Origin of the sequence: Photobacterium gaetbulicola (assembly GCF_003025515.1) — a bacterium.
Lineage (GTDB): Bacteria > Pseudomonadota > Gammaproteobacteria > Enterobacterales > Vibrionaceae > Photobacterium > Photobacterium gaetbulicola.
Genome location: NZ_PYME01000018.1, coordinates 1 through 21281 on the forward strand (window position 1 = coordinate 1; position 21281 = coordinate 21281).

The following is a 21281-nucleotide window of genomic DNA, read 5'->3' on the forward strand; positions in this document are numbered from 1 at the left end:
ATGGGCATGTACTCATTGAGAGATGGGTATGAGTCACTGAAAATATATTCGGAACCGCCGTATGCGACCCACGCTTGTACGGTGGTGTGAGAGGACGGAGGCCGTGAGGCCTCCTCCTACTCGATTGAAAGATTAGCCAATGGCTCTATTTAGCGTTCATTGCTCAGCGTTTAGTGGCTTAATCTTGAAGAACAGCGCATAGTTCAATGGGATGACTACCAAGGTCAGCACTGTGGCAAATAGCAGGCCAAACATAATGGTCACGGCCATGCTCTTGAAGAACGGGTCAATCAGCAAGGGCGCGACGCCAAGAATGGTCGTTGTTGCCCCCAAGATCACCGGCCGTGCCCGGCTCATCGCCGCATCGATGATCGCATGGTAAGGCTCCTTGCCGGCATGAATTTCATTATCAGCCTGATCAACCAGCACAATCGCATTTTTCACCATCATCCCGACTAAGCTCAGGAAGCCCAAAGTGGCCATGAACTCAAATGGCGTCTGGAAAATAATCAAGCCAATAGCGACACCTACAACCGCGAGTGGAACCGTTAGCCAGATAACCAGTGCCTGGCGGATACCATTGAACATGAATACCACCGCCAAGACCATCGCGGTGAAACCGTAAGGTGCGGATAGCATCAGGCCTTCATCAGCCTCTTTGGCATCTTTGTATTCACCGTGCCACTCCAACTGGTAGCCCAGAGGCAACGGCATGTTTTCGATTTCGGCCCTAATTGACTCGAACGCTGTTGACGTCAGTACGCCTGGCGCAGGGTCGGCCTGTGCCATAATGGTCGGTATGCGGTCGACGCGCCTTAGCATCGCATCCTGCCATACGACATCGTTTGACTCGATCAACTGACTCAACTGGATGAAGCTGCCTGCTGTTGAACTAAAGACCTGGGTTTGTTCAATAGCATACTCATGATTACGCTCATCTTTCGGTGCGCGAACAACAATAGGCACCAGATCATTGCCTTCGCGGTACACACCCACTTGGCGACCCGACAAGGACTGTGCAATTGCGCTGTTCAATTCTTGAGTCGTCAAACCGAACTGCTGGGTTTTTTCAGCGGAAAATACCGGGCTTAGCACCGGAACTTGCTGCCGCCAGTCATCTTGTACCGCAATCAGGTTCGGGTTGTTGTTCATTAATACTTTTGCCTGCTCGGCCAGTTGGCGCAGCACTTCACTGTCAGGGCCTTTGAACGCGGCTTCAATTTTCTTGCCGCCACCTGGGCCCAACATGAATTTCCATACATTGATAGAAGCATCCTGATAGCGTTCGCCTAATTCAACCTGTAGCTCGGCAACTAGCGACTCAATAATGTTGTAATCGTCGACATCAACCAAAAGTTGACCATAACTCGGGTTCTCTGGCTCGGCTGAGTAGGTCAGCATAAAGCGCAGACCGCCAGAGCCGATAAAGCTGATGGTATTGGTCACGCCGTCTTTGGCTCTCACGTCTTTTTCAATATCGAGCATGATGCTTTCGGTACGCGAGATATCTGAGCCTTGCGGCAGGAAGACATCAATCGCAAACTGTGCCCGCTGTGATTCTGGCATAAAGCCCGGTGGCACATAGCCGAAGGCTTTGACTCCAATAATGAACACCGCAACCATCACCATGATGCTGGTTTTCTGGTTGTTGAGGACTTTGACCAATACCCCTTTGTACAGCTTACTGGCGCGTCCTGGCTGTGCGTTGTTCTTCTGTGCGTTGACCTTGATGAAGTCATGGCACAGCAGTGGGGTGACAGTAATAGCCAGTACCCAGCTCAGGAACATGGAGTAGAGGATCACCCAGAACAGTGAGCCGGCGTATTCACCCATGTTCGATGGCGACAAGCCGATAGCGCTGAAGGCACAGATCCCGACGATGGTGCCACCGAGTAGTGGCCACTTGGTTTCGTCAACGATTTCGGCAGAAATCTCTTCGCGATTGGCATTCGGATTCTTCTGCAGCCGGGTCAGAATACCGTCGGTGACCACGATGGCGTTATCAACCAGCATCCCCAAGGCAATGATCAGGGCACCGAGCGAAATTCGTTGCATGGCGATGTCGTCAATCAGCATGACGATCAGTGTGCCGGCAACCGTCAACACCAGTACGAAGCCGATGATGATGCCAGTACGTACTCCCATAAATAGCAGCAAGACCACAAAGACAATGACAACGGCGGCAATCAAGTTGTTGATGAAATCGGCGACAGACGCTTTTACCGATTCAGACTGAATCGAAATGTTGTGCAATTCAATGCCAACAGGTCGCTGGCTTTCCAGCTCGGCAATACGGGCGGTGACCGCATCACCCATCTCAACGACATTGCCGCCAGCAACATTCGAAATCCCTAGACCGACAGCACGCATACCGTTGTAACGCATTAGTACGGATGTTGGCTCCTGGTAACCACGGGTCACTGCAGCGATGTCACCAAGGCGCAAGATGGTGTTGTTTTCACCAATACCAATTTGTAAGTTTTTCAGGTCATCAAAAGTACGTACGCTTGAGGTTGGTACTACGGCAACACGCATCGATTCTGTTTCCAGCGTCCCCGCTACCGTAACCATATTCTGCTTCTGCAGTACCTGATAGATTTGCTCGGCAGAGAGACCAAATTGTTCCAGGCGGGCACTGGCGATCTCGACAAAAATTGCTTCTTGTTTTTCTGCCATGGTAGTGGTTTTAGAAACTCCAGGTACCAGTACCAGTTCTCGCCTGAGATCATCAACGTAGTCTTGCAGCTGTTTGTCGCTATACCCTTCACCGGTGACCGCATAAAACTGGGCGAAGACATCGGCAAAGTCGTCGTTGACGATGGATGGCCCGGCGCCCGGTGGCAGCATACGCTGTGCATCATTGATCTTCCTGCGTAGCTTGTCCCATACTTGTTGCAACTCGGCATCGGTTTGGGAGAAGTTGCGTTTGATCTCTACGGTCACCTCGGACATGCCTTGCTTGGAGACGGAGGTAACCTCTTTGACCTCCTGCAGTGACTGTACCGCGCCTTCTATAACATCGGTGATTTCATCAGACACTTCCTGGGCGGTAGCACCCGAGTAAGGCGTCACAATCACCGCCTGCCGGATCACAAATTCCGGGTCTTCAAAGCGTCCGAGCTTGAGGTAGCTGAGGTAACCGCCGATCAAGGTCAGGGCGATCAAGACCCAAACACTGGTGCGTTTGGCTAATGTATAGCGCGCAATATTCATTATTTAGCCTCCATCACAATGGGTCTTACCTTGATGTTTTCAGATAAACTTGCCGTGCCTGCAACCACGATTTGTTCGCCAACTTGCAAGTTGGAGGTAACTTCTACTCGGCTGCCTCTTAGTGCACCTGTCGTTATAAAGCGTTTTTCCAATTGGTTCTCGCTGTTTACCAACCATAGGTATTGTTGACCTTGGTTATCGGGCAAAATGGCTGACAATGGGGCTGTAATAGAGGTCGATACTGCTTGTTTGTCATCACCTGGAATAACCCTTACAGTCATGCCAGGCAGAACCACGGTGTCGTTGAGCGCAACAAAACCCAGTGTTACTGAGTAGGTCTGGGTAACCGGATCTGGCTTGGTTGAGTAGGTTTTCAAGGTCAGCTCAAATTGCTTGCCCTGCAAGGCAGGGATTTGCGCCATGATTGTTGGCGAATGCTGGTCTTCTTTTAGCATCAGTCTCTCTGGTACATCTATCACCACTTCCATATCTGTTAAGTCATGAATAGACAGAATATTTTCGTTGGCCTGTACCAATACATGGGTATTGCGGTGCTTGCGGCTGATAATGCCGTCAAACGGTGCCAGCAGGTGGGTTTCCTCCAACCGGCGCTCAGCTTCGTCTAGGCGGTGTTGGGCGAGGCGGAAGCGGACTTCAATTTCTTCCAGCTGGCTTTTGGAAATTGCCTGGCTGGACTCAAAGATGGATTTGGCGCGCTGATATTCTGTTTGCATATTGCGCATCTCAATACGTGCAGAGTTTAAGTTTGTCTCGGCGTCTTTAGGATCCAGTTTAGCCAGCAGGTCCCCTTTCTTCACTTCATCACCTTCTTTTACCAGTACTTTAACCAAGCGGCCGGAGGCGCGAAATGAGAGATCGGCCTGCTGCGCGGCTTGAACGGTGCCGCTGAGGCTCATTTCCGATGTACTGGAAAAGCTAACCGTTTCGGTCATGGCAGGACGGACTACCGGCTCCTTGGTTTCTGCCGGTGACTCCGAATTACAACCCGTTAAAATTACAACGGATAGCGCTAGGCCAATAGCGGCTTTCAGTAGTTTGTAATTGGCTGAGGTTGGAAGTGGTAACTTCATTAATGCTGTCTCCGAAATGCTCGTTGTCAATGCGTGTTCTAAGTGTTGGTTTGTCATTTAATGTGGCTAATGGTAAAGAGCGTGCGGGGGGAACACTATGTATAAGAGATATTCATTTTTGGCAGAGCGCCATTACTGGCGGAGTCGATATTGTGCGTTTGTCTAGAAATGTGGGTGGAAGCTTTTTGTGGCAGGTGATTCTGCTGAGTGAGTGTTCGTTGGTTGGTTGCTGGTTGCTGGATTACAGGTACAGGGCATCGCTGCCCGGTTGGCCATATCTGTAAAGTGGCGCAGGCTGGAGGGGGAAGTGATTAGTGGATAATTAATAGTTTCAACAGGTAGGCACTGAGATCAATGCGTATAATCGCGATAATAATTAGGCCCCATACAAGGGGTTCCAATAAAAGATTCAGCTTTATCATTGTGAAAAATCCTAAATACACCATTGCCGCGAGGGGAAAATTGCTGATCGTAAGACAAAAAATCTGTGTGTGTTGTTTAAAACCAAGTTTATGGGTTAACGGTGGTAGTGGCTATGGATAAGAGAAATTCATATTTGAAGATTCAGTCTGTTGGCGAAAGCCGGTTGAACCATGGCCAAAATGGTATCAACGGCGCGTTACATCAATGATTGCGTGTCTGCGTTAGTTTAGAGTGGCCCTGCTAGATGTTTGTATATTTTTGAAAGTTGAGTAGTTGATGAGTCAGAACGACATTCTGCAAAAAATAGCCAGCTTTACGTCAATCGAGCAGGCGTTGGAGTACTTTGAAATTGACTTCGATAGTAAGTTTATCAATGAGTACCGCACCCAACTGGTCAAGCGCTTCAATGGTTACTTATTGATTTCAAAACCTGACGACTGGTTCTCTGCCCGTCGTGCTCTGAAAAATGCCTACTGCAAGGTGCAACGAGGCCGGTTGGACCCGCATACCCGCTCGGCCTGCCGTGGCTGTACCTCGTGTCAGCGGCGATAATAAGCGATAGCCTTGCTGTTAGTAAAAAGCCGACTCTGCGGGAAAGCGGATTCGGCTTTTGCTGGCTAAGTTAATGTTTCAGAACTAGATGGGTACCACGAGGATATCAACCGGTGATTTGTTGATGAGGTGCTTGGAGTAAGAAATAATATTGCTCCAGAAATCATGGTGATGACCACAAATGATCAGTTCGACCCCGTTATCTTGGATGATACCTTGTAGCTTGTTGCTCAAGTCACCGGTACCCACCAAGAAGTGTTTGATTGGATAGTCTGTATCGGTTTCGAAGGCTTTGAGCTGCGCCATTTTGGCTTCACCCAGAGGGTTTTCGTCCGGGGTCTTCTTGATATCAACCAGCTCTGGGTAGATTTCCCCGTGTGTGCCGTCAATGTGGACAAAAGAGACCTCTGCATTGAGTAGCTTTGCTAGAAAAACAGCTCTATCAATTAGCACATTGGTTTCTTCAGTTAGTTCAAGTGCAACTAGGATATGTTTGTATTTCATAACTACGCTCTCCTGCTTAGTAATTTGCCGAAGTAACTCAAAGTTACTTGGATATAACTCCAGCATAGTTCGAGACAGAAAAAAATAGTGTCGAAGATGTCTCAGAATAGCTAAAAAGCATTTAATTTGTTGAAATGTAATACAATAGTGCTGACAAGGCGGCGTCTTATCATTGCGTGTATTTATGCCTACCCTGTTGTTGTCTAATTTCTATACCGGTCACAGCATGGCTGGTGGCAAATTGGGTATGCTGAGTCTTGTCTATAATCAAGTGAAGTTATAGGCAATACTTACCCTGTTTATTTGTGAAGGAAAGCAAATATGACCTGCCAATCTGCTGTGGTGACGCCTGACATCACCTTAATGATGTCGGCATGGTTCAATCAAGACTTCCGCCTTTCGAACGACTTCCCTGTTTAGTCTCTTTGCTCGGGCTTACCGGCATTTTACCCATATAAACCGATTTCATCAGTGTGGCCTTCACACCGTTGATTTAATTGTCTATTGCCGCTGGCTGATAAGTCCAGGCGGCTTTATTGGAGAAAAGAGATGAAAAGGATCCCTGAACCATTCCGTATCAAGATGGTAGAGCGAATTCGGATGACCGATGAAGAAGATCGTCGCAAGGCATTAATCGAAGCGGGCTATAATCCGTTTATGCTGCGCAGCGAGGATGTGTATATCGACCTGTTGACTGACTCGGGCACCGGGGCGATGAGTGACAACCAGTGGGCTGGCTTGATGATGGGGGACGAGGCGTATGCCGGAAGCCGTAACTATTACAATCTCTGCCAGGCCGTTCAACATTTCTTCCGTTACAAGTTAACCGTACCTGCTCATCAGGGGCGGGGAGCCGAGCAAATTCTGTTTCCATGCCTAATTGAACGTATGCGCAGTGTCAGGGGAGGGACAGAAGCGATATTCCTCTCCAACTTCCACTTTGATACCACTGCAGGCCATATTGAAATGAGCGGCGGTAAGGCCATCAACTTACTGACTGAAAGTGCCTTCCATACCTCTATCTATGATGACTGGAAAGGTAATTTTGACCTCGAGAAGCTTGAAGCGGCGATTGAAAAATATGGCTCGACAAACATTGCCGCCATCATCACCACGGTAACGTGCAATAGCTCGGGCGGCCAGCCGGTCGCAATGGAAAACATGCGGGCGGTGTATGAGCTGGCGCAGAAGAACGATATTCCGGTGGTGATTGACTCGGCCCGGTACTGCGAAAATGCCTATTTTATCAAGCAACGTGAAGCGGGCTATGCGGATAAATCCATTCTGGCGATCATCCGCGAAATGTACCAGTATGGCGATATCCTGACGATGTCGGCGAAAAAAGATCCTATGGTCAATATCGGTGGGCTTTGTTGTATTAAAGATCACGAAGAGCTGTTTCAAGCGGTGCGTACGCGCTGTGTTCCTATGGAAGGCTTTGTTACCTATGGCGGAATGGCCGGACGGGATATGGAAGCTTTGGCCCGGGGATTATATGAAGCAGCGGATGAAGACTTTCTTCACTACCGGATCAGCCAGGTGAAATATCTCGGCGAGCGGTTGCGCGAAGGCGGGGTACCTATCCAATACCCTACCGGCGGTCATGCGGTGTTTGTCGATGCCAAGAAGATGCTGCCTCATATCCCTCCTCACCAATTCCCGGCTCACGCGCTGTGCAATGAGCTTTATCTGGAGTCTGGTGTGCGAGCGGTGGAAATCGGCTCGTTGCTGATGGGGCGGGATCCGCAAACCGGGAAGCAGAAAGAGACGGCCTTGGAGCTAATGAGACTGACGATTCCCCGGCGGGTATATACCAATGACCATATGGACTACGTTGCCGATGCGCTCATAGCGGTTAGCCAGCGGGCCGGTGAGATCTGTGGGTTGGAATTTGAGTACGAGCCACCAGTGTTACGTCATTTTACTGCAAGGCTGAAGCCGGTGAAGTGTGAGTGATTGTGTTAAAGGTGTTAAATGGTAACCACTTTGCTGAAAGAACCACCGCGGGTCGATGGCTTACGGTGGTTTTTGACCGATTTCTAACGTAGTGATGACGCTGTGCCCACAATCATAACGCTACAATAAATACCAAGTTATATGAGAATGCTCATTAAGGATATCAAAATGAAAAAGACCTTACTTGCACTGGTTGTGGCTGGCTTCGTACTGACGGGATGTGATCAAAAAGCCACACCTGAATCCCCATCTCAAACAGAGACTGATTCTGCAGTCGTGGTTGAAAACCCAACTCAAGCCGGTGGTGCTTCAACAACAGAAACACCGGTGACTTTGCCAGAGGTTGAGCAAACGGAAGCTGTCCCAGCGCAACTGCCTGAAGTGGCACAGCCAGTAGCCGATTCTGCTCACAGCGCCCGTAATGCATTGGACTGGAATGGTACCTATACCGGTATCCTGCCTTGTGCCGATTGCGAAGGGATCAAGACTGAGCTGGTGGTAAAAAAGGATGGTACGTTTATCCTGACCGAGGTGTACTTGGGCAAGGAAGACAATACCTTTGAATACGAAGGTTCCTTTAACTGGAATACTGCCGGCAACACCATAGCCCTGCCGGGTGCCGGAGATGATGTTGTGCAGTACTTTGTCGGCGAGAACCAGTTGTTCCGCTTAGACCAAGAAGGTAACCGGGTGACCGGAGAGTTGGCGAGCAATTACGTGCTACGAAAGCAGTAGTGCTCGGTGATGGGAACTGAAGAAACGATGTGGCTATTGCAAGTAAAAGACCAACGTCCATTTGCGAGTCATCAATGATAAAAGCCTCTCAGTTGAGAGGCTTGGTTTGCACAGGCTATTTCGCAACGGCATTTGGGAAGTTTTGCATTTCTTCAACGGCTTGTGCCTTATCGATTGGACGGTAAGCGCGTAGCACAAAGTTCCAACCGGCGTCATTCATTTCAATCACGTTGTTTGCTGCACCACAGGCCTCGCCTTTTGGTGCAAAGTGAATGGTGTAAGAACCGTCTTTATTTGCTGTTGCCGAGGTTGAATCTGCACTGTTTTTGTCGGTCATCAACCAACCTTCTCCAGAGTAAGCGGTGATGGACCAGTAGCCACCTTTATCATAACTCAGTGTCGGTTTTTCGAAAGTAATGCTGGCACACTCAACTTTACCCGTTCCGGCTCGTGTGGAATATATCGCATAATCTGCTGGTAGGCCTGCCCAACCGGATGCTGTACCTATCATGAAATCCTTGTTATCAGGCGTTGCAGTAATGCCCGTCGTAAAGGCTTTTTCCGTTTTGATGTCAGTGACCTGTTTTTCCCATTTTGCACGAATGGCATCACGAGAAGCGTTATCCCAATCTTCTGCCGGCTTGAAGGGCTTGGCTGATTTAGCATCAATAACGGCAGCATCTTGTAGGCGGTGGGCTTCATCCATGCCTGCGGTCGTAGCGGTCCGCATTAGGATGTAAATGTAGTCTGACCCAGCCTTTTTTGAATCAATGTAAATCTCCTCACCACCATAAATCGCCATGTGATTATCATGGTTGTTGTTGAAGAAATGCATGATTTGGTATGCATCACCTTTGGCCAAGCGGAAGGTTGCTCCTTTAGAAACATCTACCACTGCCGTTGAGTACAGCAAGTCGGTGTTTGAACGAATGATCATCTGATTATCAACAGTGACGTTGTCGCGGTTATGGTCAAACCGGTTGATTGGTTGACGTTCTAACTGCTGAGTGAAGTAAAGATCGGTTTCGGCGCGGGCGAAGTTGGCGTCAGTCACTTCGACGGCAGCCATTGTCTGCATTGAAGTGATGGCAATAACAGTCGCTAGGATAGTCTTTTTCATATCGCAAACCTTGAGGAATCATCAAAAGATGAATACACAGTATAGAATCACTTATAATCACTGAAATGAATTGTTGTTATTTGTATGATGACCAAAAGGAATTGACAGGATTAAAAGAGGCGACTGGCTCTGCAAGATAACCAGGTCGATTACAAATGAAAAAAGATCTGGCGAAACCAGATCTTTTTGATGTTGCCAGTATGTCTACCGTTGGCTGTTTATTTGGTAGTGTAGTAATGCCTAGTTGACCAGTTCGAGATCGGATTTCGGCACGCAACAACATGCCAGTACCTTGCCCGACTCTTTTTCTCCCGGTAGCAAGGCGGGTACATCGGGCTGGTCCACTTCCCCTGATTCCAACGTCATTTTGCAGGCTCCACAAAATCCGGCCCGGCAGCTGTTGGGCACATTGAGCCCCGCTGCTTCTGCCTGTTCCAGCAAGGTCTGTTGGTTATCGCCACTGAACAAATTACCGTTGATGCTGATAGTCACTTCTTTGGTTTTGCTCACTCCGCGAGTGAGTGGCCCAAAGGCTTCTTGGTGATACTGTGCCACATCAAGACCCGCATCCAACAACATCGATTTGGCATCGTCCATGAAGCGGTTTGGGCCGCATACAAATACCTGGCGCTCGCTCAACGCATCGAGCTGTTCTAAGTGCGCCGCTTCAAGCCGCCCGGATAAACCGTTCCAGGTTTTGTCAGGCCGGCTGAGGGCGATCATCACCTTCAGCTGGGGGAATTGCTTTTCTAGCGTCTTCAACTCCTCAAGGTAAGGAATATCTGCTTGGGAGCGGCACTGGTGGTAGAAGATCACGTCGCGGACTTGATCATGGTCGGCCAGGTAGCGCAGCATTGAAATCATCGGTGTTACACCACTGCCGGCAGAGAGCAATAACAGTTTGTCGGTGTGGTGGCCTAGGTGGAAGCTACCATCGGGCTGTTCTGCCACTAACGTGTCACCGACATGGAAATGGTCATGGAGCCAATTCGATATTCGACCATCATCGACCCGCTTAACCGAGATCCCATAGCGTCCCGGTCGGGAAGGACTAGACGACAGGGTGTAGCGGCGGGCCACATATTCACCGTTTATTTCTACCTGAACGGGGAGGTGCTGGCCTGGCTGGTAAGCCGGCAGTGATTGCTGTTTGGTAGGCTCAAGCCAAAAGGTGCAAAAGTCGCGGGCGACTTCCTCTCGTTCAACACAGGTCAGGGTGAGGGCTTGATTGCCATTGTCGAGATAAATCTCTTTTGGTTTGCTCTCAAGTACTTCGATCTTATCACCGGCACGAATGATCCCTTCATTGAGCGCGACCAAATTTTGGCCGAAGAAAACTTCGCCACTGCCGTCTGAGCGAAAGGATGAGAGGGTATTAAGCGGCTCTTTGAGTGCATTGAACTCGCCAGTAGCGGGATCCACCGTGGTCAGGATACACCGGGCACACGGTTTCACCACTTCGAACTCGACATCGCCGATGCGGATCCGTTTCCAGCCATCTTCGGCAAAAGGCTCGGTGCCGGATACCACCAAGTTGGTACGGAATTGATCCATTGTGTGTTGCTGGGGGCTGCGGGCATTGAGTGCCTCCAGTGAGGCTTCGCTGATCACCAGCAGTGGATAGCCATCTGCAAAGCTGACAGGCTGATTGATCTTGGCTCTCAGGCGTTGGGATTGTTCACCGGTATAGAGCAATTGGACCGGTTCACCGATAATTCGGCTGAACCAGTCATTGGCTGCTTGGGTTGTGAGGTATGCGTTGAAGGTGTCCTTCCACACGGTTGCTTCAGACTCGACCATTTCAAAGTCGGTATAGCGGAGTGTCAGCGGGGGCTGGCCGGGAAAATCGAGTACCAATCCGTTAGACAACAATGCCGCGGACACTTTGACTAGTTGAGGATGCTTTCTTGCCGTGATCATACTGCCGTCAAGCCGCGAGACCATAAAGCGTCGATCGAAACTCAACCCCTGTTGCTCAACCCATGCGTGTGACAGGTTTATTCCCGCTATCGACTTTACCGGGAATATGTTGATTTGGCTTAGCGTCGGAATTTTGGCTAATTGACTCACTGTTATCATCCTTGTGTCATTATTTTTGGTTTGGATAACGCCATTTTATCAAATACGGTTTGGTTCCGGTGGCAATTTTACTATTGATGGAATGCAGTGGCTTGATGTATTGGCGTAAAAGTCTCCCGTGGCGTCAAAATTACGCTTGGTAATTTATACTTATTTACAATATTTGTAGCTAGCTGTATGAAATTTATGAATATTTGTAAGAATTAAGCCTGATTGGTCGTTCATAATACCTACAAAATATAAATTGTTTTAAAGAGGGAGCTATGAACCTATTACGGCATTATGGGGTAAGAGCCAAATTATTGGCTTTGATCGCTATTGCAGCCATTTTAATGCTTGTTAATACAGCATTTCAGGCCAATGAGAGTTACCAAAGTGATATTGCGGATCGCAAAATCTCAATGCAAGAGCAGGTGAAAGCCGCGATTTCTTTGGTGCAATACTATTCGGACAAGTATCCATTCGAGCAGGAAACGGCTCAACAGGAAGCAAAAGCCGCGCTGGCCGCAATGCGGTTTGATGGGGATAACTATTTTTGGGTGATTGCCACTGACAATACGCTGATTATGCACCCGTTGCGCCAGCAGCAGGAAGGGCAATCGATGCAGTCTATAACCGATGCCTCGGGTAAGCAGCACTGGTTGGAGATGACCACAATTGGCCGCTTATCCGGCAGTGGTTTTTTGGATTATGCCTGGATAGCGCCGAGCGGTGAGGTATCCGAGAAAATTTCCTATGTCGAGAGTTTTGCTAAATGGGGGTGGGTGGTCGGTACGGGTGTCCACCTTCTCGATATTGAAGCGCGCTTTTTTGATAGTGCTGTTTTCCAGCTTGGCGTCAGTCTGGTTGTTGTCTCTATCTTGGTGGTATTCGGGGTGTGGATCAGCAATGACATTAGCCAGCCGCTTCAGCAATTGACCGCGCGCGTCCGTAAGCTTGAGCAAGGCGACTTAACACAAAACTTTACCATGGAGCGCCGGGATGAAATCGGCCAAATTGCGGAAGCGATGCATCAAGCATCATCTGCGATGCGTACCACATTACTGGCTGCCAACCACAATGCACAGCAGTCGGTGAGCATGGCCGGTACCATTGCCGCTGCCAGTGAACAGTGTGCCCAATCGATTACCGAGCAAAATCAGCAGTTGGCCCAGCTGGCTACCGCCATGGAAGAAATGAGCACCACTATCAATGATGTAGCCCAAAATGCCGAGACCGTTTCATCGGCAACTGCGGCAATCAACGCACAGGTTGATGCGAGCAATCAGCGTATGGTGCAGGCGATGGCAGCGATCCATAGTGTTTCTGAAGGGATAGAGCATTCCGATCAGCGAGTCGGCGAGTTAAAAGCCGGGGTAGAAGAGATTGGTAATGTTACCCAGGTGATCCAGGGGGTCTCGGAACAAACCAATCTGCTTGCCCTCAATGCTGCAATCGAGGCTGCCCGTGCCGGTGAGCAGGGGCGCGGTTTTGCCGTGGTAGCCGATGAAGTGCGTAACCTTGCCAGCCGCACTCAGCAGTCGACGATCGAAATCCAGGAAACAATCGACAAGTTAACGCAAAGTACCCTCAACACCGTTAAATCGATGGCAGACAGTACCGAGCAGACACAAAACAGTGTTGAGCATAGTGAGCAGGTACAAAATGAACTTAACCGCATTGCCGGTTTAGTCACTGAAGCCAATGACATGATCATGCAGGTGGCAACGGCCGCCGAACAACAAGGCACGGTTACCGAGGAGGTGAACAATACGGTTAACCTTATTCATACCGCGACGGATGATATCAACAAAGCGGCCCAGCATTTGGCGTCGGAAAGCCAATCTTTGAGTAAAGCGGCTGCCACTTTGGGGGATCAGCTCAAGCAATTTAAGGTGTGAGTACCTTTACTTTTCTTCCCGAGACAAAAACCACAAGTGCCAGCTTGTGGTTTTTTACTGGTAGTCAAATAGGCTTATTTGGTCAGGGCTTGGTTTAGCCACTGGTCAAACTGGCCTTTAGGCAACGCGCCATTGATTGTCTCTACCATTTGACCGTTCTTGAATACCATAATAGTGGGGATGCTGCGGATACGGTACTGTGCCGCCAGCGCTTGCTGGGCTTCGGTATCAATTTTGACGAAGCGTACATCTCCGTTGCGCTCTTTGGCGACATCTTCGAAGATAGGGGCAAAGCCGACACATGGGTTGCACCAAGGGGCCCAGAAATCAACTACAACAGGCTTGTCACTTTGGATCAGGGAAAGGAAATTGTCCTGCGTACCTTCAATAGGCATGCCGTCTAGCAGGCGATCCTTACAGGCACCGCAGTTGGCGATGTCATTCACTCGCGCCGTTGGAATACGGTTCATGGCCTTGCAGTGAGGACAGCGGGTAGTCATTGTAGTCATAATCGGGTTCCAGTAAGTCTTGTTTCTTACTAATTTAACGACTACCCAAGTATAAGCAAAGCAGGATTAACAGATTATATTGATAGAAATAATCTATCGGTTAGGTATACCTCAATGTCTACGGTCGTTATATCGTTGTTCGTTATTCTTCAATAGTTAATTGGCTTAGTGGATCAAGCCCAGTTCTTTAGCTTCCTCAATGGTAAGGCCGCTGGCACGGATGTCGCGAAGCATTTCAATACGGCGACGCGCTTCAGCTTGCTGGCGTTTGTTCTGGGAGATGTGTGAAGCGGTTTCGTCTTTGAAATCCCACTTTGAGGACACATCTGACATTTCATTATGGTCGATAGAATTGATAGACACATTAACCTCCTAAATAATCCCTGCGTCGAAATCAACTTATCTTTATCAGAGGAATTTGCTGACGTTAAGACGTTAAAATCTACTTTGTGACACATCCCAAAATTGTGCAATTTCTATGAAAACTTGCTTTTCTCCACCGACAAACGGGGGTAATGTTGACGGTTCCACATCAGTAAAAATTCACGTTGTCAGATCACTTTTTCGAGCGGCCTTCCCTCCCTTTTTGACTCAGCGTTTTTATGCCTATTGGTAGTTTGATAATTAATCATGTAACTGATTGTATATTAATGCGTTTGTTGCAATTCTAAGTTGTTTGTTGATAACTTGGTCAATTGGTTTTTAAAGGGTTTACAGCGGTCGTAGGATCCCATATCATTCGTCGCACTTACGGAGAGATGGCTGAGTGGTTGAAAGCACCGGTCTTGAAAACCGGCATACGTTAATAGCGTATCTAGGGTTCAAATCCCTATCTCTCCGCCACATTCTAATAGTCAGTAGCAATACTGGTTATTTGACCTTCTGGGTAAGCAAGGTTCAAATCCTCCATACCCAGAGCGTCTCCACCACATTCTAGAAATTGGGCTTTAAGCCGAGTTTCACACAGAATTGGAGCGGTAGTTCAGTTGGTTAGAATACCGGCCTGTCACGCCGGGGGTCGCGGGTTCGAGTCCCGTCCGCTCCGCCACTATACTGAAGCCCTTGTCGAAAGACGAGGGCTTTTTTGTATGCATCGAAATTGGCGTTCGCCCTTCGGTCGAATGAGTCCCGCTGGAGCGCCAGCCCGGCCGTTCCGCCACTGATTTAAGCCTGATGCGAAAGCGTCGGGCTTTTTTGTATGCGTTTGATATGGGCGTCAGTCCTGCGGACATATCTTAAATGCTATAGCTGGATAAATCGCTCTGCTGCTTTCGGGCGTCTTCCAATGTCTTAGGAATAGCTAATTGCCTTGATTTCATTGCTTTTACCGCGTTTTCAATTTTGCTATTGGCTTGCTACGGGCTGACAGTATGGTTCTGTTGATATGACATTTTGCTCCAATAGCCCACTAATTAGATGGTACGCCCCATCCCTTCCCTACAATAGGGTTAGGTGAACACTGGGAGAGACCATCATGCAAAACACTGTGATCATTGGCATTGATATTGGTAAAAATCTATTTCATCTAGTCGGAAGAGATAAGGCTGGCAGAGAGGTTTTCCGTCATAAGTTTAACCGAGCGAAGCTTATTCAGTTTCTTTCTTGTCATGAACCAGTGGTTGTGAAATGGAATCTTGCGGTGGCTGCCACTGGTTAGCAAGAAAGTGCGCTAGTTATGGGCATACGCCAAAGCTCATCCCTCCTCAGTATGTTAAGCCGTATGTAAAATCATATAAATATGACTTTATTGATGCTGATGCAATTGGTGAAGCGGCATCGCGACCGCATATGAGATTTGTCACGCCGAAATCCGAGATGGCACAAGTGTTAACTGTTATTCGACGCGTCAGAGCAGCTTATATTTAGGATCGAACCGCATGCATGAACCGTATCGGCTCGATGTTGCTTGAATTTGGTATCAGCTTACCCAAAGGCCACCATCAGATGAAAAATGTAATCCAACGCATATTGGATCATGATGAACTGCTTCCACCTTTGCTTCTTCTCGAGGTCAAACAATATTTTGATCATTATGAGTTGCTTAACTCACGTATCAAGGAGCAAGACGACAAATTACAGCGGAACATACGCGAAGAAGGTACAGCAAAACTTCTTCAAACCATACTTGGTATTGGCCCAATAACTGCGTGTTGCTGTTTATCAGCAGTGCCTAACCCTCGAGACTTTAAGAATGGACGGAACTTTGCGGCTTGGATTGGCCTTGTGCCCTATCAATACTCAACGGGCGACAAATCAAGGTTGCTCGGCATATCAAAACGTGGGAACAAAGAACTCAAAAGAAGAAAGCCATTTAATTAATGTCGCAGTCGTAGCTTTGGCGAATAAGGTTGCACGCATAGCATGGTCAGTGATGGCTGAACAAAAGCCATTTGAAATTAGAAATTAATACAGAGTTTGCAATGATAATCTTTGATGACAAAACGGCTAGACCACCAGATTGAAGACCTGATGGACAGAACAGCAATAGTATGCTTTCTCACTTTTGAGGACAATCTGGCGCGGCTCTCATCGTAGAGCTGGGACTAATGAAAGTCTCTAAATGACTCTGAATACATTAGCGCAAACCAACTCCGTTATTGGGTTTATTACTTGCAAAACGGGGCGTACCATACATTTTGTCCAATTACGTTTTATCGCCTCGCTTAAACCAGCCTGCCTCCCATTTTGATTCTCGAGAATTGAAGGGAGGCAGATGCTACAACAAAACAGGCCCAGCTTTGGCCTAGTGGGTGTTGGCGGGGAACGAAGCTGGGCCCGAGGGGGTGTTACTTTAGCAACTTAAAACTTGTTGCTTAAATCCTGCTATTTCAGATCGAAGCGGTCGGCTTCCATCACTTTCACCCAAGCCTTGACGAAATCAGCGACGAATTTCTCCTTGGCATCATCTTGCGCGTAGACTTCGGCAATCGCCCGTAGTTGTGAATTAGAACCAAAGACCAAATCCACGCGGGTTGCTGTCCATTTCTTCTCTCCCGTCGCTCGGTCCGTACCTAGGTATGCGCTGTTGTTAGGACATACTGGCTTCCATTCTGTTGCCATATCAACAAGGTTGATGAAGAAGTCGTTGCTGAGTACGCCAACCTTATCGGTCAAGACGCCATGTGCGGTATTGTTGTGGTTTGCGCCTAGTACACGCAGGCCACCAATGAGAACGGTCATTTCTGGCGCGGTCAGACCAAGCAGTTGCGCTTTATCCAGCAGCATTTCTTCGGCTGGCACTGAGAACAGCTTTTTAGCAAAGTTACGGAAACCGTCAGCTTCTGGCTCCAGTACCGCAAACGACTCTTGATCTGTTTGCTCGGCGGTGGCATCAACACGGCCTGCTGAGAATGGTACCTCAACATCAAAACCACCGTCTTTCGCAGCTTTCTCAACCGCAACGTTACCAGCCAGGACAATGAGGTCGGCGATGGACACGCCACGCTCACTGGTATTGAAACTAGCCTGAATACTGTCTAAAGCGGCGAGGACTTTGTCTAGCTGCTCGGGTTGGTTAGCTTCCCAGTTTCGCTGTGGCGACAAACGGATGCGCGCACCGTTTACACCGCCACGATAGTCTGAGCCGCGGTAAGTTGACGCACTAGACCAAGCGGTAAATACCAGCTCAGAAACAGTGAGCCCTGAGTCAAGAACTGCTTGTTTCAGTTCAGCAATATCACTATTTGATAGAGCCGCAAAACGTGCTTGTGGCAAAGGGTCTTGCCAAATCATATCTTCTGACGGGGAGTCTTCACCGATGTATCGGCTCTTCGGACCCATATCGCGATGTGTCAACTTAAACCAGGCGCGAGCAAAAGCATCAGCGAATTGATCTGGATTTTCATGGAAGCGTTTTGAGATCGGGCCGTAGATAGGATCCATACGCATTGCCATATCTGCGGTCGTCATGATGGTTTTGACTTTCTGAGATGGGTCATGCGCCTTAGGTGCCATATGTTCTTCATTGACACCAATCGGTTCCCACTGCCAAGCGCCAGCCGGGCTCTTCACCAGATCCCAGTTGTAGCCAAACAACATGTCGAAGTAACCGTTATCCCAAACGATAGGGTTTGGTGTCCAGGCACCTTCAATACCAGAGGTTGTCGTATCATCCCCTTTACCTGTGCCAAAGCTGTTTTTCCAACCAAAGCCCATTTCTTCCAGTGGTGCAGCTTCTGGTTCTGGCCCCATCTCTTCTTCGGAGCCTGCGCCGTGCGTTTTACCAAACGTGTGGCCACCTGCAACGAGGGCAACAGTTTCCTCATCGTTCATCCCCATACGCGCAAAGGTATCGCGGATATCGCGGCCTGAAGCGAGGATGCTTGGATCGCCATTTGGCCCCTCAGGATTTACGTAGATCAAACCCATTTGCACTGCGGCTAATGGTTTTTCTAAGTCTCGGTCACCGGTGTAACGCTCATCACCAAGCCATTCGCTTTCAGCACCCCAGTAGATGTCTTCTTCTGGCTCCCAAATATCGGCACGGCCACCTGAAAAGCCAAAGGTTTTTAGTCCCATGGATTCAATCGCAACGTTACCGGCAAGGATGAATAGGTCAGCCCAAGATAGGCTGTTGCCATATTTTTGTTTGATAGGCCAAAGCAGGCGACGCGCTTTGTCGAGGTTGCCATTGTCTGGCCAGCTGTTCAGGGGCGCAAAGCGCTGGTTTCCTGTGTTTGCGCCCCCGCGACCATCTGAAGTACGGTATGTCCCTGCTGCGTGCCACGCCATGCGGATCATGAACGGCCCGTAGTGGCCATAGTCTGCGGGCCACCACTCTTGAGAGTCAGTCATTAGTGCTTCGAGGTCTGCCTTCACGGCTTTGAGGTTCAGCGCTTTGAAGGCTTCTGCATAGTTGAAGTCTTCACCTAAAGGATTTGATTTCTTATCGTTCTGATGCAGTATTTTGATATTCAATTGGTTGGGCCACCAATCGACATTCTTTGTTGCATTGCCACCGAGGGTTGTATTCCCACCATGCATGACTGGACATTTGCCTGCTGAACTTGGTTTATCGTTACTCATTTTAAGCTCCTGTGCTGTCGGCTCATGTTGCGACAGAGTATGTAATTAGAAAACTCAATGTGAATATAGCGACAAAGCAGATTGGTCACAGATGGTTATATCGATAGTTGTGATAGACCAGACCTATCTATTAGGAATACTTATTATAACTTGTTATATATCAAATTATTATATTGGCTTTGCAGATTAAAGAAACCCTGCCTAGTAGGGTGCTGAAGCAGGGTTTGAGGTTAAGGACAAGGCTGGCCGTTAAGCGTGTTTCAGCTCAACTTCGTCGGCGATGAATCCACCGGTCTGATGCTCCCAAAGCTGGGCATAGATACCGTTATGATCCAGTAGCTCCTGATGGGTACCTTGTTCTACAATCTGCCCTTGGTCGAGCACGATCAGACGATCCATGGCAGCGATAGTCGACAGGCGGTGGGCGATGGCGATAACGGTTTTGCCTTCCATCAACTGGTAGAGACTTTCTTGGATCGCCGCTTCTACTTCTGAGTCGAGCGCCGAGGTGGCCTCATCGAGGATCAATATCGGTGCGTCTTTCAACAATACGCGGGAGATGGCAATCCGCTGGCGCTGGCCACCAGAGAGTTTGACACCGCGCTCACCGACCTGGGCATCATAGCCGACGTTGCCATGGGGGTCGCTGAGGGTTTCGATAAACTCATGGGCATGGGCCTGTTTGGTGGCACTCAGTAGCTCTTCTTCTGTTGCATCAGGGCGACCATAAAGAATGTTCTCCCTGATTGAGCGGTGCAGCAGCGACGTATCTTGCGTCACCATGCCGATTTGACCGCGCAGCGAATCTTGGGTTACCTCGGAAATGGTCTGGCCGTCAATTTTGATGGTGCCCGACTCGACGTCGTGGAAGCGCATCAGCAGGTTAACCAGGGTCGATTTGCCCGCGCCGGAGCGGCCAATCAAACCGATTTTCTCTCCCGGTTTGATATTGAGGTTTAGCCTGTCGATAACCCCTTTCTCTTCCCCGTAGTGGAAGCTGACATCGCTGAACTCGATCCCGCCTTGGTCAACATCAAGGGCTGGCGCGTCTGGCTTGTCTTCGATAGCAACAGGCTTCGACAGGGTTTTCATACCGTCAACCACAGTACCGATATTTTCAAACAGGCCGCCGACTTCCCACATGATCCATTTTGACATGCCGTTGATACGCAGCGCCAGGCTGACTGCGATAGCGATGCTGCCGATGGTAATTGCTGCGCTTGACCATAGCCAGATAGACATACCGGCGATGATAAATACCAGCAGGTAGTTGATGGCTTCGACAGACAGGTTGAAGCCGGTGACATAGCGCATCTGGCGGTAGACGGTATCCATGAAGCCGGACATGCCTTGCTCGGCATATTCGGTTTCACGGTTGGTGTGCGAGAACAACTTGACGGTTGAAATGTTGGTATAGCTGTCGACAATACGCCCGGTCATCATCGAGCGGGCATCGGCCTGCTCGGTGGCTACGGTTTTGAGCTTGGGGACGAAATACAGCTGGATGCAGATATATGCCGTCAGCCAAAGCAGCATCGGCAGCATTAATCTGGCATCGGATTGACCGATCATCACCACCATTGAAGTGAAGTAGACGGTGATATATACCAGCACGTCGAGCAGCTTCATCACGGTTTCCCGCACCGACAGCGCGGTTTGCATCACTTTGGTAGCAATTCGGCCGGCGAATTCATCCTGGTAGAAGGACACACTCTGGCGAAGCAGGTAGCGGTGAGCCAGCCAGCGGATCGACATGGGGTAATTGCCCAGCAAGGTTTGGTGGACAATCAAGGAGTGCAGGGTGATCAGGATAGGCACGACGATCACTACTAACAGCCCCATGCCTAAAAGCTTGCCGCCCTCTTCGGCCCAGAATGTATCCGGATTGTGTTCAGCCAGCCAGTCAACCAACTGTCCCATGAAACCGAATAGCGAGACTTCTACGATTGCTATCAGCGCACTGAGTACCGACATTGCCAGCAGTGGTAGTTCAAAACCACGGGTATAGTAGCGGCAAAAGGCAAACAGTCCTTTGGGAGGCTGTTCTGGCTCGTTGGGCGGAAAGGCCTGCGTGAGCTTTTCGAAACGTTTGTACATAAAATGATGATTCCAGTCTGGCTGATGTGTTTGGCAAAATAGCTCTATCGAAGGCTAACGCTCTGGCTCAGGGATGCGATGACTTGCGCAATGACAT

Annotated in this window: 13 protein-coding genes, 2 tRNA genes and 2 pseudogenes; 8 read left to right on the plus strand and 9 right to left on the minus strand. The window is 49.1% G+C overall.

Annotation, left to right across the window (positions count from 1 at the left end):
• Positions 1 to 90, plus strand: a pseudogene (locus C9J03_RS27190) (group II intron maturase-specific domain-containing protein); the annotation flags it as partial.
• Positions 91 to 156: 66 nt separating this feature from the next.
• Here the strand turns inward: C9J03_RS27190 and C9J03_RS16080 are convergent.
• Positions 157 to 3213, minus strand: a complete 3057-nt coding sequence (locus tag C9J03_RS16080; RefSeq protein WP_044620576.1) for an efflux RND transporter permease subunit — start codon at positions 3211 to 3213, stop codon at positions 157 to 159.
• Positions 3213 to 4304, minus strand: coding sequence for an efflux RND transporter periplasmic adaptor subunit (locus C9J03_RS16085; protein ID WP_044620577.1), 1092 nt, complete (start codon positions 4302 to 4304; stop codon positions 3213 to 3215). Before C9J03_RS16085 ends, C9J03_RS16080 begins: the two co-directional genes overlap by 1 nt.
• A 699-nt stretch (positions 4305 to 5003) precedes the next feature.
• Here C9J03_RS16085 and C9J03_RS16090 point away from each other — a divergent pair.
• Entirely contained in the window at positions 5004 to 5279 is a 276-nt protein-coding gene (locus tag C9J03_RS16090) for a nitrogenase-stabilizing/protective protein NifW (protein WP_039460313.1), read from the plus strand.
• Positions 5280 to 5363: 84 nt separating this feature from the next.
• Here C9J03_RS16090 and C9J03_RS16095 read toward each other — a convergent pair whose 3' ends face one another.
• The gene (locus C9J03_RS16095; protein WP_044620578.1) at positions 5364 to 5783 is read right to left on the minus strand and encodes a universal stress protein; all 420 of its coding nucleotides are present in this window, start codon (positions 5781 to 5783) and stop codon (positions 5364 to 5366) included.
• A gap of 549 nt (positions 5784 to 6332) precedes the next feature.
• On the opposite strand from C9J03_RS16095, the gene C9J03_RS16100 reads away from it, so the two are divergent.
• Together C9J03_RS16100 and C9J03_RS16105 are read left to right on the plus strand one after the other, a co-directional pair.
• Entirely contained in the window at positions 6333 to 7739 is a 1407-nt protein-coding gene (locus C9J03_RS16100; RefSeq protein WP_044620579.1) for a tryptophanase, read from the plus strand.
• A 168-nt stretch (positions 7740 to 7907) separates the two neighbouring features.
• Positions 7908 to 8474, plus strand: a complete 567-nt coding sequence (locus C9J03_RS16105) for a copper resistance protein NlpE (RefSeq protein WP_039460306.1) — start codon at positions 7908 to 7910, stop codon at positions 8472 to 8474.
• Positions 8475 to 8589: 115 nt separating this feature from the next.
• Here C9J03_RS16105 and C9J03_RS16110 read toward each other — a convergent pair whose 3' ends face one another.
• The gene (locus C9J03_RS16110) at positions 8590 to 9594 is read right to left on the minus strand and encodes a DUF1214 domain-containing protein (RefSeq protein WP_039460304.1); all 1005 of its coding nucleotides are present in this window, start codon (positions 9592 to 9594) and stop codon (positions 8590 to 8592) included.
• Positions 9595 to 9834: 240 nt separating this feature from the next.
• Positions 9835 to 11673 (minus strand): hybrid-cluster NAD(P)-dependent oxidoreductase, encoded by a 1839-nt coding sequence (locus C9J03_RS16115; protein WP_044620580.1) that lies wholly within the window; start codon positions 11671 to 11673, stop codon positions 9835 to 9837.
• Positions 11674 to 11936: 263 nt separating this feature from the next.
• On the opposite strand from C9J03_RS16115, the gene C9J03_RS16120 reads away from it, so the two are divergent.
• The gene (locus C9J03_RS16120) at positions 11937 to 13553 is read left to right on the plus strand and encodes a methyl-accepting chemotaxis protein (RefSeq protein WP_044620581.1); all 1617 of its coding nucleotides are present in this window, start codon (positions 11937 to 11939) and stop codon (positions 13551 to 13553) included.
• Between the two features lie 74 nt (positions 13554 to 13627).
• On the opposite strand, the gene trxC is transcribed toward C9J03_RS16120, so the two are convergent.
• A complete protein-coding gene (trxC, locus tag C9J03_RS16125) occupies positions 13628 to 14062 on the minus strand; it encodes a thioredoxin TrxC (protein ID WP_044620582.1) in 435 nt (144 codons plus the stop codon).
• A gap of 165 nt (positions 14063 to 14227) precedes the next feature.
• Positions 14228 to 14425, minus strand: a complete 198-nt coding sequence (locus C9J03_RS16130; protein WP_039460297.1) for a hypothetical protein — start codon at positions 14423 to 14425, stop codon at positions 14228 to 14230.
• Between the two features lie 389 nt (positions 14426 to 14814).
• Here C9J03_RS16130 and C9J03_RS16135 point away from each other — a divergent pair.
• The 3 genes and pseudogenes from C9J03_RS16135 to C9J03_RS16145 all read left to right on the plus strand — a co-directional run bounded on the left by C9J03_RS16135 (position 14815) and on the right by C9J03_RS16145 (position 16469).
• Positions 14815 to 14905: transfer RNA gene (locus C9J03_RS16135), tRNA-Ser, on the plus strand.
• Between the two features lie 128 nt (positions 14906 to 15033).
• Positions 15034 to 15110: transfer RNA gene (locus C9J03_RS16140), tRNA-Asp, on the plus strand.
• A gap of 426 nt (positions 15111 to 15536) precedes the next feature.
• Positions 15537 to 16469, plus strand: a pseudogene (locus C9J03_RS16145) (IS110 family RNA-guided transposase).
• A gap of 416 nt (positions 16470 to 16885) precedes the next feature.
• Here the strand turns inward: C9J03_RS16145 and katG are convergent.
• Both katG and C9J03_RS16155 read right to left on the minus strand, forming a co-directional pair.
• The gene (gene katG, locus C9J03_RS16150; protein ID WP_044620583.1) at positions 16886 to 19087 is read right to left on the minus strand and encodes a catalase/peroxidase HPI; all 2202 of its coding nucleotides are present in this window, start codon (positions 19085 to 19087) and stop codon (positions 16886 to 16888) included.
• A gap of 249 nt (positions 19088 to 19336) precedes the next feature.
• Positions 19337 to 21184: an ABC transporter ATP-binding protein gene (locus tag C9J03_RS16155; protein ID WP_044620584.1), complete on the minus strand. Its 1848-nt coding sequence runs from the start codon at positions 21182 to 21184 to the stop codon at positions 19337 to 19339.
• Positions 21185 to 21281 lie beyond the last annotated feature (97 nt).

What these genes read in the sequence shown, in the direction of transcription:
- C9J03_RS16080 (WP_044620576.1), bottom strand. Translation starts at nt 3,213, where the DNA reads ATGAATATTGCGCGCTATACATTAGCCAAACGCACCAGTGTTTGGGTC.
- C9J03_RS16085 (WP_044620577.1), bottom strand. Translation starts at nt 4,304, where the DNA reads ATGAAGTTACCACTTCCAACCTCAGCCAATTACAAACTACTGAAAGCC.
- C9J03_RS16090 (WP_039460313.1), top strand. Translation starts at nt 5,004, where the DNA reads ATGAGTCAGAACGACATTCTGCAAAAAATAGCCAGCTTTACGTCAATC.
- C9J03_RS16095 (WP_044620578.1), bottom strand. Translation starts at nt 5,783, where the DNA reads ATGAAATACAAACATATCCTAGTTGCACTTGAACTAACTGAAGAAACC.
- C9J03_RS16100 (WP_044620579.1), top strand. Translation starts at nt 6,333, where the DNA reads ATGAAAAGGATCCCTGAACCATTCCGTATCAAGATGGTAGAGCGAATT.
- C9J03_RS16105 (WP_039460306.1), top strand. Translation starts at nt 7,908, where the DNA reads ATGAAAAAGACCTTACTTGCACTGGTTGTGGCTGGCTTCGTACTGACG.
- C9J03_RS16110 (WP_039460304.1), bottom strand. Translation starts at nt 9,594, where the DNA reads ATGAAAAAGACTATCCTAGCGACTGTTATTGCCATCACTTCAATGCAG.
- C9J03_RS16115 (WP_044620580.1), bottom strand. Translation starts at nt 11,673, where the DNA reads ATGATAACAGTGAGTCAATTAGCCAAAATTCCGACGCTAAGCCAAATC.
- C9J03_RS16120 (WP_044620581.1), top strand. Translation starts at nt 11,937, where the DNA reads ATGAACCTATTACGGCATTATGGGGTAAGAGCCAAATTATTGGCTTTG.
- trxC (WP_044620582.1), bottom strand. Translation starts at nt 14,062, where the DNA reads ATGACTACAATGACTACCCGCTGTCCTCACTGCAAGGCCATGAACCGT.
- katG (WP_044620583.1), bottom strand. Translation starts at nt 19,087, where the DNA reads ATGAGTAACGATAAACCAAGTTCAGCAGGCAAATGTCCAGTCATGCAT.
- C9J03_RS16155 (WP_044620584.1), bottom strand. Translation starts at nt 21,184, where the DNA reads ATGTACAAACGTTTCGAAAAGCTCACGCAGGCCTTTCCGCCCAACGAG.